The sequence below is a fragment of the Streptomyces sp. JHA26 genome (assembly GCF_002005565.1).
Lineage (GTDB): Bacteria > Actinomycetota > Actinomycetes > Streptomycetales > Streptomycetaceae > Streptomyces.
The window spans coordinates 1-15,730 of record NZ_BDJC01000040.1 but is presented as its reverse complement, the minus strand read 5'-3'; the positions used below and the strand labels follow the sequence as shown (position 1 = coordinate 15,730).

The window sequence follows — 15,730 nt, the reverse complement described above, 5'->3', positions numbered from 1 at the left end:
CAAGACGGGGGTGCGCCCGCGGGGGGTGCCGCGCCCGCGGCGGTGCAGCCCGCGGGGTCCGTGTCCCCGCCGTTCGCCCCGCCCGCCGCCACCCCGCCGGCCGCACCCGGCGCGGCCTCCGCCACGGCCGTACCCGCGGCATCCGTGCCGGCGCCCGCCTCCGTACCCACCGCGACGCCCTGGGCGCCCGGCGTCCCACCCTTCGCCACCGCCCCGGCGCCCGCCTCCGTCCCGCCCGGCGTCACCGTCCTGCCCGACGACGACCCCTCCTGGGGCGACGAGCCCTTCGCGTTCGAGCCGCTCACCTTCACCGGCGACAAGGCGAAGACGATCATCGTGGACCTGCCGTTCCCGCCCGACTCCGGGCCGGTGATCCTCGAGGCGAAGGTCCGGGACCACGCCTTCCTGCACGTCCAGATCCCCGGCCGCGAGGACGACGTCTTCTGCGACGACCTGCCCGACCGCCACGGCCGCGCCCTGCTCGTGCCGCCGCGCAAGGGCGGCCCGCTGAAGCTGAAGGTGCGCCACGACGGGAAGTGGGAGCTGACCGTCCTGCCCCTGTCGGCGGCCCGCCGGCTCGACGCCGGGACCATCGAGGGCAGCGGCCGCGAGGTCTTCCTCCACACGGGCCCCGCGGCCGAGGTGAAGGTGCGGGCGACCGACCGCCACAACGGCTGGTTCCAGCTCAACTACCACGCGGGCGACAGCCAGAGCGAGCTGCGGCGTCCCGCCGAGGAGCTGGTCCACGCCTGGAACGGCCGCCGGGTCAGGGAGACCGTGCAGATCCCCGAGGGCCCCCTCCTGCTCGTGATCGACAAGAGCCGGCACCAGTGGGAGCTCACCGTCGAGCCGGAGCACGGCCGCGGCCGGTCCCGGCAGCAGGCGACCGGCGTGTACGAGGGCAAGGGCGACAAGAAGATCACGCTGGTCAGTCCCCGTCCGGGCCGGCCGTCGCTGGTGCGGTACGAGTTCAAGGAGGCCAAGCGCAGCCACGACGTCGAGGCCCGCTCGGTGGACGAGTACGGCGACGAGACGGAATGGCTGAACACCCACACCCACGGGGTACGCGGCACCGCGCTGGCCTTCGGCTCGGGCGCGTCCGAGCGGACCGTGCAGGTCAGGCACTCCGGGCCGTGGAGCTTCCAGCTGGTGCCCGAGGGGCACGCGCCGCTGGTCACCGGCCCGGTCGAGGGCAGGGGCAGCACCGTGCTGCGCTACCAGGGGCCGCCGACGCTGATGACGCTCCGGCGGACCTCCCGCAGGAAGGAGGGGTGGCTGACGGCGCGCGCCTGGAACCACCCGTTCGGCAAATCGACGATCATCGCCGACGTCAGCAACCGCCACCGGCCCGCCCTCGGCCCGGTCTGGGTCGATCCGGGCGGCACCTGCTACCTCCTGGTCGTCTGCCCGGAGGACACGAAGTGGCGGCTGGAGCCCGCCGCCTTCGCCGAGGCGCCCCTGCTGGGCGCGCGGACCCAGGGCACCGGGTACGGAGTCGTACGTCACACCGGACCGGACACCGAGGTGTCCATCGTCTCCACGAGCGGCCTGCAGCACGTCTACCAGCTGGACGAAAATCTGTTCCCGCGGCGCAAAGTCACCGCAACTTCCGGTACGCAGCACATCTCGGAAGGGATTCTCCACGTGCGGGCGCTCGGCGACTGGGTGATCGAGAAGCGGAGCTGAGAGGGTTGCCCGTCCATCACTCGGGCAAACGATTGGACACACCGACCGGGATTCCGCACATGATGGAAGGGCCCCGCCCGCCCGGCCGGGTGCACGCACGTCACCAGAAGGAGTCACCGTGAGGGTCGGAATCGTCGGAGCCACCGGTCAGGTCGGCACGGTCATGCGCAGGATCCTCACGGAGCGCGACTTCCCGGTCACGGAGCTGCGCCTGTTCGCCTCGGCCCGCTCGGCCGGCAAGGACCTGGACGGCATCACGGTGGAGGACGCGGCCACCGCCGACTACTCCGGGCTGGACATCGTGCTGTTCTCCGCGGGCGGCGCCACCTCCAAGGCGCTGGCCGAGAAGGTCGCCTCCCAGGGCCCGGTCGTGATCGACAACTCCTCCGCGTGGCGCCGCGACCCCGAGGTCCCCCTCGTGGTCTCCGAGGTGAACCCGCACGCGATCGCCGACCGCCCCAAGGGCATCATCGCCAACCCGAACTGCACCACGATGGCCGCGATGCCCGTGCTGCGTCCGCTGCACGCGGAGGCGGGCCTCGAAGCCCTCGTCGTCGCCACCTACCAGGCGGTGTCCGGGTCCGGCCTGGCCGGCGTGGACGAGCTGTTCGAGCAGGTCAAGAAGGTCGGCGACGACGCCCCGAAGCTCACCCACGACGGGTCGGCGGCCGAGTTCCCGAAGCCGGAGAAGTACGTGGCGCCGATCGCGTACAACGTGCTGCCGCTGGCCGGCTCGATCGTCGACGACGGTCTGCACGAGACGGACGAGGAGCAGAAGCTCCGCAACGAGTCCCGCAAGATCCTGGAGATCCCGGAGCTGAAGGTGTCCGGCACCTGCGTGCGCGTGCCCGTCTTCACCGGCCACTCCCTCCAGATCAACGCCCGCTTCGCCCGCCCGATCAGCGTCGAGCGCGCCAAGGAGCTGCTGGCCGGCGCCCCCGGCGTCGCGCTCACCGAGGTGCCGACCCCGCTCCAGGCCGCCGGCCAGGACCCCTCCTACGTGGGCCGCATCCGCCGGGACGAGACCGTCGAGAACGGCCTCGCCCTGTTCGTCTCCAACGACAACCTGCGCAAGGGCGCGGCCCTGAACGCGGTGCAGATCGCGGAGCTGGTGGCCGCGGAGCTGAAGGGCTAACCCCGCCCGACCTCGTAGAGGAAGCAGCCGTACTCGACGGCCCGGACGTGGACGAACGCCACGGCCGGGTCGTCGAACGCCTCCCGGAGGGCGGGCCCGAAGGCGTCCGGCTCCTCGACCAGCCGCCCGCCCAGGATGCGCCCGTCCGCGGAGTAGCGGCGCAGGACGCGGTGCGAGTGCGTGAAGGCGAGGCCGTCCCCGTCCGGTCCCGCGCACTCCTCGGCGTGGACGAAGACCGGCCCCTGCTCGTCGTACGGGCCCGGGTCGACGCCCGTCGCCGCCGCCCAGCGGCGCAGCGGGGCGTAGGACACCAGGGTGACGCGCTCGCCGGCCCGGCTGTGGCGCAGGCAGCAGCGCAGGGGCGCGCCGCCCTCGTCGTCGGTCACCGGGGCGGGGACGCGGCCCGCGTCGTCGACGGCGCGCAGTTCCTTCAGGACCGCCGGTGCGACGGGTCGTACGGTGTGGCTGTTCATGGCACCAGGCTCACGCGCGGGCGACTCGCACACCGGCGGGAAACGGACATCGCGTTGCGCACGGGTCACGTGGAAGGATGACGCAACCCACACATCACGAGGAGATGACCGCGTGCCTGGCACAAACCTGACTCGCGAAGAGGCGCAGCAGCGCGCGAAGCTGCTGACCGTTGACTCGTACGAGATCGATCTCGATCTCACCGGCGCGCAGGAGGGCGGCACCTACCGGTCCGTGACCACGGTGCGCTTCGACGTCGCCCCGGGCGGCGGCGAGTCCTTCATCGACCTAGTCGCGCCGACGGTCCACGAGGTGACGCTGAACGGCGACGCCCTCGACCCCGCCGAGGTGTTCCAGGACTCCCGCATCGCCCTGCCGGGGCTGCTGGAGGGCCGCAACGTCCTGCGCGTGGTCGCCGACTGCGCCTACACCAACACCGGTGAGGGCCTGCACCGGTTCGTCGACCCGGTCGACGACCAGGCGTACCTCTACACCCAGTTCGAGGTGCCGGACGCGCGCCGGGTCTTCGCCAGCTTCGAGCAGCCGGACCTGAAGGCGACGTTCCAGTTCACCGTGAAGGCGCCCGAGGGCTGGACGGTCATCTCCAACTCGCCGACCCCCGAGCCGAAGGACAACGTCTGGGAGTTCGCGCCGACCCCGCGGATCTCGTCGTACGTCACGGCGCTGATCGTCGGCCCGTACCACTCGGTGCACAGCGTGTACGAGAAGGACGGCCAGTCCGTCCCGCTCGGCATCTACTGCCGTCCCTCGCTGGCCGAGCACCTCGACGCGGACGCCATCTTCGAGGTGACCCGGCAGGGCTTCGACTGGTTCCAGGAGAAGTTCGACTACGCGTACCCGTTCGAGAAGTACGACCAGTTGTTCGTGCCGGAGTTCAACGCGGGCGCGATGGAGAACGCGGGCGCGGTGACCATCCGCGACCAGTACGTGTTCCGCTCCAAGGTGACGGACGCCGCGTACGAGGTGCGGGCGGCGACGATCCTGCACGAGCTGGCGCACATGTGGTTCGGCGACCTGGTCACCATGGAGTGGTGGAACGACCTGTGGCTGAACGAGTCGTTCGCCACCTACGCCGAGGCCGCCTGCCAGGCCGACGCGCCGGGCTCGAAGTGGCCGCACTCGTGGACGACGTTCGCCAACCAGATGAAGACCTGGGCGTACCGGCAGGACCAGCTGCCGTCGACGCACCCGATCATGGCGGACATCCGCGACCTGGACGACGTGCTCGTCAACTTCGACGGCATCACCTACGCCAAGGGCGCGAGCGTGCTCAAGCAGCTCGTCGCGTACGTGGGTGAGGACGCGTTCTTCGCGGGCGTGCAGGCGTACTTCAAGCGGCACGCGTTCGGCAACACCCGCCTGTCCGACCTGCTGGGCGCGCTGGAGGAGACCTCCGGCCGCGACCTGAAGACCTGGTCGAAGGCGTGGCTGGAGACGGCCGGCATCAACGTCCTGCGCCCGGAGATCGAGACGGACGCCGACGGGGTCGTCACCTCCTTCGCGATCCGCCAGGAGGCCCCGGCCCTGCCCGCCGGCGCGAAGGGCGAGCCCACGCTGCGCCCCCACCGCATCGCGATCGGCGCCTACGACCTGGACGCGAGCGGCAGGCTGGTGCGCGGCGACCGGGTCGAGCTGGACGTGGACGGCGAGCTGACGGCCGTGCCGCAGCTGGTCGGCAAGCCCCGCCCGGCGGTGCTGCTCCTCAACGACGACGACCTGTCGTACGCCAAGGTCCGCCTGGACGAGCAGTCCCTCGCGGTGGTCACCGAGCACCTGGGCGACTTCGCCGAGTCGCTGCCGCGCGCCCTGTGCTGGGCGTCGGCGTGGGACATGACCCGGGACGCGGAGCTGGCCACCCGGGACTACCTGTCCCTCGTCCTGTCGGGCATCGGCAAGGAGTCCGACATCGGTGTCGTGCAGTCGCTGCACCGCCAGGTGAAGCTGGCCATCGACCAGTACGCCGCCCCCACCGCCCGCGAGACGCTGCTGACCCGCTGGACCGAGGCGACGCTGGCGCACCTGCGCGCCGCCGAGCCGGGCAGCGACCACCAGCTGGCCTGGGCGCGGGCGTTCGCGGCGACGGCGAGGACGCCGGAGCAGCTGGACCTCCTCGACGCGCTGCTGGACGGCACGCAGACCATCGAGGGCCTGGCCGTCGACACGGAGCTGCGCTGGGCGTTCGTGCAGCGCCTGGCGGCCGTGGGTCGGTTCGGCGGGTCGGAGATCGCGGCCGAGTACGAGCGGGACAGGACCGCCGCCGGTGAGCGCCACGCCGCCACCGCGCGCGCCGCCCGCCCGACCGAGGCGGCCAAGGCGGAGGCCTGGGAGTCGGTCGTGGAGTCCGACAAGCTGCCGAACGCGGTGCAGGAGGCGGTCATCGCCGGCTTCGTCCAGACCGACCAGCGCGAGCTGCTGGCGCCGTACACGGAGCGGTACTTCGAGGCGCTGAAGGGCGTCTGGGAGTCCCGTTCGCACGAGATCGCCCAGCAGATCGCGGTCGGCCTGTACCCGGCGGTGCAGGTGTCGCAGGAGACCCTGGACCGCACGGACGCCTGGCTGGCCTCCGCCGAGCCGAACGCGGCCCTGCGCCGCCTGGTCTCGGAGTCCCGCTCGGGCATCGAGCGCGCCCTGCGGGCCCAGGCGGCGGACGCGGCGGCCGGCGAGTAGGCGGTACGCCGAGCAGGCGGTACGCGACCGAGGGCGCCCGGTGCTATGCCGGGCGCCCTCGGTGTTCCTTGAGGGCGCCGACGAAAGCGGTGAAGGCGGGAGCGGGGACGGAGAGGGTGCCGCGGGAGGGGTTCTTGGAGTCGCGGATGGCTATGCGGAGGCCCAGTTCCGCGATCTCCACGCAGTCGTTGCCCTCTCCGCCACCCGAGTAGGAGGACTTGCGCCAGAGGGTGGGCGTGGGGGTGGTCATCGGATGCCTCACAGCTCCTTGGTCAGCTGGTGGATGAGGTCACGTGACGGCTCCGGTGCGAGTGACCCGTCCCTCACCCTACGGAACAGCCTCCGGAAGTGCTCCAACTGAGCCTCGCCGTCCAGGAAGGCCGTGCCGTGAGGGGCGTCGCGCACCACGGTGTCCAGACGAGGGAGCGGCCCACCGAGGTGCACCATGGTGCTCCCCGCGCCCGCGAAGTCGTCCAGCGCGAAGGGGATGACTCTGACGGTGACGTGGTCAGCGTCGGACATCTCCAGAACGCGTACAAGTTGAGCACGCGTCGCCGCACGCCCGGCGACCCTGATGCGCAGCGCCGCTTCGTGGATCACGGTCTCGTACGGGATCGGATCGGGGCCCTCGACAATGACCTTCCGCTGCATCCTGTGATCGACCCGGCGGCTCACTTCCGTGCCCGGGAACTCCGGATTCATGTAAGTGAAGAGTGCGCGGGCGTAGTCCTCTGTCTGGAAGAGCCCCGGGACGTGGATGACCGCCACGTCACGCCGGAACACGGCGTGGTGCTCCAGCTCGGCGAGGTCCAGGTAGGTGGCAGGCAGGAGACCTCGGTACTCCTCCCACCAGCCCCTGGTGCGCTCGGTCGCCATGGCCACCAGCATGTCGATCAACTCGGAGTCCGTGCATGCGTAGTTGGCGGCGAGCCGACGCAATCGATCCTCACTCACACCCGCGAGGGCGGACTCGATGTGGCTGATCTGGACAGGGCTCACCCCGAGCAGCGCCGCCGCTTCCCGGGCGGAGAGGCCCGCCGCTTCCCGAAGTCGGCGCAGTTCGGTCGCCAACCTCGTCTGACGGGCGGTTGGCTCACGCCTCAGGGCCATCGGCTGCTCTCCCATCCCACGCGCCTGCGTCCGCACCTCATTCGGGGTCAGGTTACGCGAACGGCTTGCGCAACATGAATCTTTAGACCTACGTTCAGTCACGAGAGAGTCACCCTGTGCAGCTCCCGGGCGCTGGAAGCGCACCGCTCCGCCCTGCCCTGGCGAAGCGGCAATGACACCGCGCGAACCGGAACAGCACAGAGCCCCAAGTCCCCTGACCGAGAAAGAAGTTCGCATGCCCGAAACCGAACCGTGGGAGTACTCCCTGTACATCCCGCACGACCCGAGAGCCGTCACCGTCTGCCGCCGCACCCTGCGTCTGATCCTCACCGTGCACGGCCTGATCCGCCTGGTCGACGTCGCGGAACTGCTCGCGACGGAGTTGGTCTCCAACGCCGTGCGTCACACCAAGGGGCCAGCCGCTCTGCGCGTGTGCTGGACGGGGACGGGAACCCTGCGGATCGGCGCCTGGGACGCGGACCCGTCACCGCCGGAGCCTCCGCAGCCCTTCACCCCCGCGCTGGAGCGGGAGGACGGCAGGGGCCTGGCCCTCGTGCGCGCCTGCGCCGACGTCTGGGGCTGGCAGCCGCTGACGAGGGACGGCAACCGGGGGAAGTACGTGTGGTGCGAGCTGGGTGCGGCTTAGGACGCGGCAACATCCCTGCGGTCGTCCCAGCCGGCGGGCGACCATCCACCCGAAGTCACGGACAACAGGCCGGGCAGGATGGCACCCCCGGCGTGGGTGCATCCTCGCGGGTACGGGGAGCAGAACAGCGCGGGCCTGGACGACGTCCGGATCGTCGGACCATCCCTGCAGGTGCAGGGAGCAGGCAAGGTAGCCATTCGGCCTGTACACCTGCCGGGGGCCATCCCCGCGAGTGCGGGGAGCAGCCCCAGTGGTCCACGAACCAGAGAAAGCGCTGGGGACCATCCCCGGGGGTGCGGGGAGCAGTCCGCAAGCAGCTTCCGCTTGACGTCCCGTACGGGACCATCCCCGCGGGTGCGGGGAGCAGTAGAGCCCGAGCTTGGAGCGCACCTTCTGCTCGGGACCATCCCCGCGGGTGCGGGGAGCAGTCAGAGCGACTCGTCGTCGCTGTTCACGCTGCGGGACCATCCCCGCGGGTGCGGGGAGCAGATGACGTCCAAGGGTGACGACGTTCAGGTGTGGGGACCATCCCCGCGGGTGCGGGGAGCAGTACCCCTTGCGCTTGTTGCCCCACGCGGCCGGGGGACCATCCCCGCGGGTGCGGGGAGCAGTCGAAGGCTTGGCGGAAGATCTCCGCGAAGTGGGGACCATCCCCGCGGGTGCGGGGAGCAGATATCGCGGGCCAGGCCCTCGCCCACGACGTTGGGACCATCCCCGCGGGTGCGGGGAGCAGGACAGCGTCGGCCGGCATTTCTTCCAGCCGCCGGGACCATCCCCGCGGGTGCGGGGAGCAGATATCGCGGGCCAGGCCCTCGCCCACGACGTTGGGACCATCCCCGCGGATGCGGGGAGCAGCGTGCTGCTGAAGGCATCCACGACGCTCGTCAGGGACCATCCCCGCGGGTGCGGGGAGCAGAGCCACCCGGCTTCCTTCAGCCGCCGGTTGCTGGGACCATCCCCGCGGGTGCGGGGAGCAGGTCTTGTCGAGGAGCAGCTTCAGCTGGTGGGCGGGACCATCCCCGCGGGTGCGGGGAGCAGGCGGCGACCGCGAGGGCCGGATCCACCTGCGGGGGACCATCCCCGCGGGTGCGGGGAGCAGATCGGGCGCCAACCCGATCGGCGAACTTCCCGGGGACCATCCCCGCGGGTGCGGGGAGCAGGAGCCGGAGACCGGCGGGGAGGGCTACGTGCCGGGACCATCCCCGCGGGTGCGGGGAGCAGGTCGCGTTCATCCAGGGCGTGAAGGCCGGAGAGGGACCATCCCCGCGGGTGCGGGGAGCAGTCCCGGGCCGGATCGATGCAGCTGGCGCGGTGGGGACCATCCCCGCGGGTGCGGGGAGCAGCTCGGAGCCATCGCCTACGGCGGCACCGCCGGAGGACCATCCCCGCGGGTGCGGGGAGCAGCTGCGCCATGTCCACGAACCGGGAGAAGTGGAGGGACCATCCCCGCGGGTGCGGGGAGCAGGGCGGTGTGATCGTCTGGCGGCCGGGCGACGCGGGACCATCCCCGCAGGTGCGGGGAGCAGCCATGTCGCCTCCATCGGCATACGGCCCACTAGGGACCATCCCCGCGGGTGCGGGGAGCAGAGACCGGCGCCCGGCTGCCAGATGATCACGCCGGGACCATCCCCGCGGGTGCGGGGAGCAGAGCCCGAGACGGGCGGGGCCGGTGAGGGGCTTGGGACCATCCCCGCGGGTGCGGGGAGCAGCGCCGGATAGCTGCCGAACTCGAGGTGCGACGGGGACCATCCCCGCGGGTGCGGGGAGCAGACCAGGCCGGACATGATCGAGTCGATCTCTTCGGGACCATCCCCGCGGGTGCGGGGAGCAGCCCTCGGCGTCGAGAACCTTGTCCCACGACGGGGGACCATCCCCGCGGGTGCGGGGAGCAGGCGACGGTGCGGCTGGTCACCATCAGGGTGTCGGGACCATCCCCGCGGGTGCGGGGAGCAGTTGGCGGGTTAGCGGGTCTTATGGGTTAGCGGGGGACCATCCCCGCGGGTGCGGGGAGCAGCGCCAACCACGCCGGCGCCGGCGACCGCGACGTGGGACCATCCCCGCGGGTGCGGGGAGCAGGATCCGGCTCAAGGCGGAGGGGCCGACGGGGAGGGACCATCCCCGCGGGTGCGGGGAGCAGGACTCCTCGTTCCGGGATCTGCGGATCACCGGGGGACCATCCCCGCGGGTGCGGGGAGCAGCTACGCCAAGCGAGTTGGAGCAGGCAAGGAGGGGGACCATCCCCGCGGGTGCGGGGAGCAGTGACCGTCAGCGAACTACCACGCTACGTAGTAGGGACCATCCCCGCGGGTGCGGGGAGCAGCTGCTGGGCATCGCCCTGATGACCGCGGCCCAGGGACCATCCCCGCGGGTGCGGGGAGCAGCCGGTGGTGGCGCCGGCCGGGGCGCTGCTGCTGGGACCATCCCCGCGGGTGCGGGGAGCAGACTGGGTGAGCTGTGGGTTTACTAGTGCCGGAGGCGGTTTTTGAGTACTTTCTTCGATTCCGGCGAATGGGATGTAACGGACTTGGTGTGCATCAGCCTCTTCCGAAGCGGCGGCGTTTGGAGGCTCTGCTCCAGCCGGACGGCGGGCCGCTGCGGGGTGCTGGGCCGGAGGCGGGTGCGTTCGGGGCGGGGCGGCGGATGAGGGTGATGCCCTCGTGGTCGATCGGGTGCCAGGCATGGTCGTGAGTGCGGAAGGTGAAGCCCTGTTCGTTGTTGGTGGTGTGGGCCAGCAGGGCGCGGCCCTGGTCGGCGTACTGCTGGACCTCTTCCCAGAGCGCGTCGCGGATCCGGGCCGAGGGGTTGCCCACGAACACGCCGGCGGAGATCTCCAGCAGCCAGCGCGTGAGGAAGCCGCGCAGTCCGGCCGGGCAGTTGGTGAGGACGATGACGGTCACCAGAGCACGTCCCCGTAGCCGTCGGGCCCGTCGTGGTTGACGCCGGAGGCGACCTGGTGGTCACGGTCGCTCTGGAGCGTGACGACGTCCCGATCGCCGCCCGGGTCGGTGGAGCCGGGCGCCTCCGGCAGCAGGAGGCGTTTGATGTCGTCGACGCACCGGTTCAGCAGGGACGTCTCGTTGATGCGGTCCCGCAGCGCGCGGCGGGTGCGGGGACCGACGTCCTCCTCGTCCTGTGCGGCCACGTCGAAGGCGAGTGGGATGCCGATTTCCGTCTTGTAGAGGTCGGCGACGTCCAGGACGAAGGACAGTTCGTGGCCGGAGTGGATGAAGCCGAGGGCCGGGCTACAGCCCAGGGAGGTGACGACGGCGTGGGCGATGCCGTACATGCACTGGGCGGCGGCGGTGACGGCCTGGTTGACGGCGTCGCCGCTGGTGAAGTCGCCGGGAGTGTAGCGGCGGCCCCGCCAGGGGACGCCGGTGCGGGCGGCCTCGGCCCGGTAGCAGTCCTTGACCCGTCTTCCCTCCCGGCCGAGGAGTTCGTGCCGGGTGAGTCCGGCCGGGTCCTCCTCCGGGAAGCGCAGCCGGTACATCGCGCGTGCCACGGCGAGACGGCTGCGCGGGTTGGCCCACTGCCGGGCCTGGGCCTCCATGAGGGCGGAGGAGCGGCTGAGCGCGCGGCCGGACGCGTAGTAGCGCACACCGTGTTCACCGACCCAGCAGACCGCCGCGCCGGTCTCGCCCAGCACGCTCATGGCCTGGTGGGTGACGCGGGTGCCGGGGCCGAGGAGGAGGGTGCCGATGGTCGCCGACGGGATGTGGGTGGTGCCCTCCGCGTCCTGCGCCGTGATGGCGTTGGCGTCGCGGTGGACCGTGCACCGTTCCAGGTAGACGAAGGAGAGGCGGTCATCGGTGCGGGTGAGCTGCCGGGGAGTGAGCGTCGGGCGTCGGGCGACCGTGCTCACGGCGCCTTCCGGGCGGGCTGGGCGAGGGGTGCCAGGGTGAGGAGGCCGCAGCCGTAGGCGCGGGCCCGGCCGATGCCCTGGGTGAGGGCACGGCGCAGGGCGTCGGGGTCGGTGACCTCCAGCCGTCCTTCGAAGGTGACGGCGACGACGGAGACGGGTTTGTCCCGGCGTCCGTCGGTGCCCCGGGACTTGCTGAAGGAGAGGGACCGCGTGTCCCGTACGGTCAGCTCATACCGGTCGCCGGGGTGGGGCCGCTTGTGGTGGGTGGTGCCCTCGGGCAGGAGCCGGCGGTCGGCCGGTTTCTCGCAGACACGGAGGCCGAGGCGCTTCTGGCGTTCCTCGTCGAGCAGCCAGCCCATCTGGTGGACGGGTGTCAGGTGGGCGGTGAGTTTGCGGGGCTCGCCCTCCTTGCGGCGGACGGTGTGCACGGGGTTCGCGGTCAGGCGGAACGCCCAGCGGTCGCCCGCGGTCAGCCGGTCGAGGAGAGGGGCGTAGGGCCGGGTCTGCCAGCCGGGGTTCTCGGGATCGGCGACGGCGGGCCATCCGGCCTGCTCGACCAGGTGTGTCAGGTCGGGACGGTCGGGGCTGACGATGTACAGCAGCACCTCGGCGCGGGCCTGCTGGTCCAGACGCCACAGCACTCGCGGTGCGTCGGGCGCCGGGCTGTCGGAGGGCAGAATGTGCGGGAACGACGACATGACGGCCGCGTGCATGGCCTGGGGCGAGGACAACAGGCGGCGGGCGCCGGGGCGTGCGGTGTTGACCCGGAAGCGGGAGATGAACATCAGGCGCTCTCATCCTCCAGGACATCGAGGGCGGCGAACGGATCGTGCGTGTTCCGCGGGCTACCACCACCCGCCGGGACCGGGGTGGGTACGGGGGCGGTGACGACGGTGCGCAGTGCGTGCCGCCGGTGTGCGGCGTCGAAGCTGACCGGCTGGTCGCGCAGGACGTCCGCCGTCCGCGCGTCATCGTCGGCGGCCGTCTCCCGCAGCACGGTCAGGGTCTGCGGAGTGCGGTGGCGCCGGCGGTACCAGGCGGACGCCTGCCACGGCACGCTCGCCAGCACGTCCTCCAGGCGCGTGTCCTCGTGCAGCCCGAGGACGACGGGCTCGGAGGGCGGGCACGAGCGCCGACCGAGGTAAGGCGGGTACGCCGGGGTGTGCAGGGCGTCGTGCAGGCCGGTGAGCAGGGTGTGGTCGCCCTCGACGGCGGCGACGAACACGGCATCGGCGAGGTAGAACCGCTCGGACAGCGGCATGGAGTCGCCGGTGACGCCGTGGTGGGCGGTGTGGAAGTCCCGGAGGCGGGTGCCCGGCTGGTCGATGCGGACTCCGAACCTGAGGGCCGCCAGGGGGGCGAGGCCGGTGTCGTCACCGCGCTCGAGGCCGGCCGCCGCGGCGAGCAGGCCGACGACGCCGCTCTTGGTCGGGGCCGATTCGGTGGTACGGCGGGTGAAGCGGGAGGAGGCCCCCCAGGACTGCAGGGGCCCTGCCAGGCGGAGGACAAGCGCACTCGTGCGACTCATGCGGGCTTCTCCAGGCGCTCCGTGACGGCCTGGCCGACGGCGGCGGCGAGTTCGCGCAGCGTGCCGGTCTCGGTGCCCAGATCGGCGAGCTTCTGCGTGGCGAGGCCGACGCGCAGGACCCAGGTGAGGGTGGTCTCGGGGTCGCCGTAGGCGCGTTCGACGTCGGACGCGTAGGCGGCGAGCCGGTCGGCGGCCTCGCTCAGGTGTCCGCCGTCGCCGCTGCGGACCGGGTCCTCGAAGGCGGCGACGTAGCTGATCGGCCGGGTGGTGCGGAGCCTGACGACGACGGCGTCGGGCTCGGTGTGGTGCCCGAAGGTATTGATCTTCCCGGTGGGGAGGGAGGAGACGAAAGCCTGCACGAACGCCTCGACGGCGCGGCGGACCGGCTCGGTGCGCGGTTCGTCCTCGCGCAGGCCCTGGCCGAGGTTGGCGGCGAGCTGGTGCACGCCGAGGGCGGCGTAGCGGTAGAGGGTCGCCGAGTTGAAGTCGACGGTGCCGATCATTCCGGCACCGGTCTCCTCGTCCGTGTTCTCGTCGTCGACGGCGGTGTAGTAGTCGGACTCGTTGTCGACCCGGTGGACGCTGAGGGCGTGCGCGACCTGTACGGCGGCGTCGACGTTGATGTCGGCGATGTCGGCGACCATGCGTCCGAAGAGGGCGATGTCCACGGAGTGGCGGGTGTCCGCGAGCTCCTTGGCCCGGGCCTTGTTCTCCTTGGTCTTCAGGAACGCCGTGATGTCGGCGGCTCCCTCGAGGGCGAGGCGGGCCAGGCCGTCGAGCTGCCGGGAACTGAGGAAGACCAGGTACTTGCTCTCGGGGGCGGGGGCGGGGCCGCCGTCCTTCTTCGCCTGGTCGGCCTTCCGCCTGGGGACCTCGGTCTTGAAGCCGGCGGCCTTGACCGTCTCGTCGGCGAGCTTCAGCGCCGTCTCCCGTTCGACGGAGTCGTCGAGCCCGGTGATCCGGTCGGCCAGGAGCTCCACCACCTTCTTGGTGCGCACACCCAGCTCGGCGGGGTCGAGCAGGTGCTCGTCCTTGAAGTAGGTGCGGATGGCCCGCTTCCACGCCTGGCTGGAGACACGGGCGCGGGGGACGCCGCCGTAGACGGCCGTCTTGGGCGCGCCCGTGTCGTCCCGGTTGAGGTTGCTGGGCGGGACGGTCTGCAGGGCGTGCACGTCCAGGAAGATGCGGTTCACGAGGCGTCCTTGTCGTCCTTGTCGGTGTCCGGGGTGGTGTTCTCGTCGAGGGCCGGCGGGGTGCGTCGCTGCTCGTGGAAGGAGCGGCCCCAGTGGCGGCGGACGGTGGCGGGCCCGTCGGGCTGTTGCCAGCGGCAGAGCTGGCCGGCGAGGAGGCCGTAGTCGAGCGGGATGTCGTCACGGCGCAACAGGGCGACGATGTCGCGCAGCCTCTGGGTGAGGGTGACGAGGTCGGGTGCGGTGCCCGCGCGGACCAGGCGCTTGCGGACGGGGTCGTCGACGCCGTCGGCCGGCATCAGACGCCGGACCGCCGCACCCAGGCCGCCCGGCCGCTCGCGGGTGTGGCGGCGGTGCATGGGGGTGCCGCGGGACTGCTGGTGGAACGCCCAGAGGGTGAGGGCCGCGTGCAACGCGTTCTCGGCACGGATCAGCTCCTCCTCGCTCAACGGCCTCGTCCCCTCGGCCGAGGTGTGGAGCTGACCGGTGTCGATCAGGTTCCACAGGTCGGGCGTCTCGCCCGCCTCACGGCCCGCGCCGCGGCGCAGGCGGGCGAGAGCGGCGACCGCGTGGGGCCTGTCCTGGAGGTAACCCTCCTGCCAGGGGCCGATGAGCGCGGCGGCCAGCTCCGCGACCCGCTGGTGGACCGGAGCGGTGACGGGCGGGGCTGATGCGGATGCGGATGCGGTGGTCATGCACGCACCTCCAGGTCGGTCGCTGCGTGATCGGTTTCCCGCGGGTCGGCGGGTCCCGGCCCGGGTGGACCGTCGTCGGCCGAGGCGGCGGCATCCCCGCCGCCGCTTCCGGAGCCGGGAGAGCCGGGATCCCCCAACGCCCTGGCCAGTCGCCCCCGGAACCACACGTCGGCCAGGCCCGCGTTCAGCCAGTGGGTGTTGTTTTTGTGGTCGGTGTGGAGCCGCCCCTCCCAGGCCGCATCGCCCGCGGCGGCGATGAGACGGTCACCGAGGCGGCCCACCGTGTGGCGTACCTGGCGCTGCCATATGTGCCGGTACTCGAAGGGGTCGGGCACCTTCGCCATGCCGGACAGCCAACCGCGGTACGCATGGTCCAGCGCGTCGAATCCCTCGGCATGGGCAGCGGCCTTCGGCCCCTCCTGCTCGGAGCCACTAGCCCGGGCCAGATCAGCGGCGAGGTCCCCCAGGAGGCGCACCGCCCGGTCGGCGTCCTCGGCCGCGGCGATGGCCTGCCCGGCGTAGGCGGGGTCCTGTCTGTGCAGCAGGACGACCGGCATCTCCAGGCGATCGTCGATCACTTCGTCGATCACGGACTGTTGGGTGCCGTACCGGACACCCACCACGCGGGTTCGGACGAGGAAGCGGCGGGGGAGGTGGCCCTCAGTCACCAGCCGCGCGACCCACTCGAGGATCCGCGGCCGCAGTCGGGAGGGCCCCTC

At 71.9% G+C, this 15,730-nt stretch carries 14 protein-coding genes and 1 CRISPR repeat array; of the genes, 4 read left to right on the top strand and 10 right to left on the bottom strand.

Annotation, left to right across the window (positions count from 1 at the left end; all coding sequences use genetic code 11):
* The first annotated feature begins 144 nt into the window (after nucleotides 1-144).
* Nucleotides 145-1,686: a hypothetical protein gene (locus JHAT_RS35435; protein ID WP_253195577.1), complete on the top strand. Its 1,542-nt coding sequence runs from the start codon at nucleotides 145-147 to the stop codon at nucleotides 1,684-1,686.
* A 118-nt stretch (nucleotides 1,687-1,804) separates the two neighbouring features.
* The gene (locus JHAT_RS22980) at nucleotides 1,805-2,821 is read left to right on the top strand and encodes an aspartate-semialdehyde dehydrogenase (protein ID WP_077800156.1); all 1,017 of its coding nucleotides are present in this window, start codon (nucleotides 1,805-1,807) and stop codon (nucleotides 2,819-2,821) included.
* Here the strand turns inward: JHAT_RS22980 and JHAT_RS22975 are convergent.
* Nucleotides 2,818-3,294 carry a DUF1203 domain-containing protein gene (locus JHAT_RS22975; RefSeq protein ID WP_077800155.1) on the bottom strand — a complete coding sequence of 159 codons (477 nt, stop codon included), beginning with the start codon at nucleotides 3,292-3,294 and terminating at the stop codon, nucleotides 2,818-2,820. The two genes, JHAT_RS22980 and JHAT_RS22975, sit on opposite strands and share 4 nt — an antisense overlap.
* A 112-nt stretch (nucleotides 3,295-3,406) precedes the next feature.
* On the opposite strand from JHAT_RS22975, the gene pepN reads away from it, so the two are divergent.
* On the top strand, nucleotides 3,407-5,980 hold the full coding sequence (pepN, locus tag JHAT_RS22970) for an aminopeptidase N (protein ID WP_077800154.1): 2,574 nt from the start codon (nucleotides 3,407-3,409) through the stop codon (nucleotides 5,978-5,980).
* A 43-nt stretch (nucleotides 5,981-6,023) separates the two neighbouring features.
* Here the strand turns inward: pepN and JHAT_RS22965 are convergent, their stop codons facing one another.
* Nucleotides 6,024-6,230, bottom strand: coding sequence for a DUF397 domain-containing protein (locus tag JHAT_RS22965; protein ID WP_077800153.1), 207 nt, complete (start codon nucleotides 6,228-6,230; stop codon nucleotides 6,024-6,026).
* 8 nt (nucleotides 6,231-6,238) lie between these two features.
* A complete protein-coding gene (locus JHAT_RS22960) occupies nucleotides 6,239-7,090 on the bottom strand; it encodes a helix-turn-helix transcriptional regulator (protein WP_077800195.1) in 852 nt (283 codons plus the stop codon).
* A 235-nt stretch (nucleotides 7,091-7,325) separates the two neighbouring features.
* On the opposite strand from JHAT_RS22960, the gene JHAT_RS22955 reads away from it, so the two are divergent.
* Complete coding sequence (locus JHAT_RS22955; protein WP_077800152.1) at nucleotides 7,326-7,736, top strand: ATP-binding protein; 411 nt, start codon at nucleotides 7,326-7,328, stop codon at nucleotides 7,734-7,736.
* 94 nt (nucleotides 7,737-7,830) lie between these two features.
* Nucleotides 7,831-10,178: direct repeats of the CRISPR family, unit length 29 nt; unit sequence GGGACCATCCCCGCGGGTGCGGGGAGCAG.
* A gap of 92 nt (nucleotides 10,179-10,270) precedes the next feature.
* Here JHAT_RS22955 and cas2e read toward each other — a convergent pair.
* The 7 genes from cas2e to JHAT_RS22920 all read right to left on the bottom strand — a co-directional run.
* Nucleotides 10,271-10,633 (bottom strand): type I-E CRISPR-associated endoribonuclease Cas2e, encoded by a 363-nt coding sequence (gene cas2e / locus JHAT_RS22950; protein WP_077800151.1) that lies wholly within the window; start codon nucleotides 10,631-10,633, stop codon nucleotides 10,271-10,273.
* Nucleotides 10,630-11,598 carry a type I-E CRISPR-associated endonuclease Cas1e gene (gene cas1e / locus JHAT_RS22945; protein ID WP_077800150.1) on the bottom strand — a complete coding sequence of 323 codons (969 nt, stop codon included), beginning with the start codon at nucleotides 11,596-11,598 and terminating at the stop codon, nucleotides 10,630-10,632. Before cas1e ends, cas2e begins: the two co-directional genes overlap by 4 nt.
* Entirely contained in the window at nucleotides 11,595-12,383 is a 789-nt protein-coding gene (cas6e, locus tag JHAT_RS22940) for a type I-E CRISPR-associated protein Cas6/Cse3/CasE (RefSeq protein ID WP_077800149.1), read from the bottom strand. Before cas6e ends, cas1e begins: the two co-directional genes overlap by 4 nt.
* Nucleotides 12,383-13,126 carry a type I-E CRISPR-associated protein Cas5/CasD gene (cas5e, locus tag JHAT_RS22935; protein WP_077800148.1) on the bottom strand — a complete coding sequence of 248 codons (744 nt, stop codon included), beginning with the start codon at nucleotides 13,124-13,126 and terminating at the stop codon, nucleotides 12,383-12,385. The genes cas6e and cas5e overlap by 1 nt, the downstream gene beginning before the upstream one ends.
* Nucleotides 13,123-14,319 carry a type I-E CRISPR-associated protein Cas7/Cse4/CasC gene (gene cas7e / locus JHAT_RS22930; RefSeq protein WP_077800147.1) on the bottom strand — a complete coding sequence of 399 codons (1,197 nt, stop codon included), beginning with the start codon at nucleotides 14,317-14,319 and terminating at the stop codon, nucleotides 13,123-13,125. The genes cas5e and cas7e overlap by 4 nt, the downstream gene beginning before the upstream one ends.
* Entirely contained in the window at nucleotides 14,316-15,011 is a 696-nt protein-coding gene (gene casB, locus JHAT_RS22925) for a type I-E CRISPR-associated protein Cse2/CasB (protein WP_077800146.1), read from the bottom strand. Before casB ends, cas7e begins: the two co-directional genes overlap by 4 nt.
* Nucleotides 15,008-15,730 (bottom strand): type I-E CRISPR-associated protein Cse1/CasA (locus JHAT_RS22920; RefSeq protein WP_143660482.1); only part of this gene is annotated, 723 nt, incomplete at its 5' end. The genes JHAT_RS22920 and casB, both read right to left, overlap by 4 nt.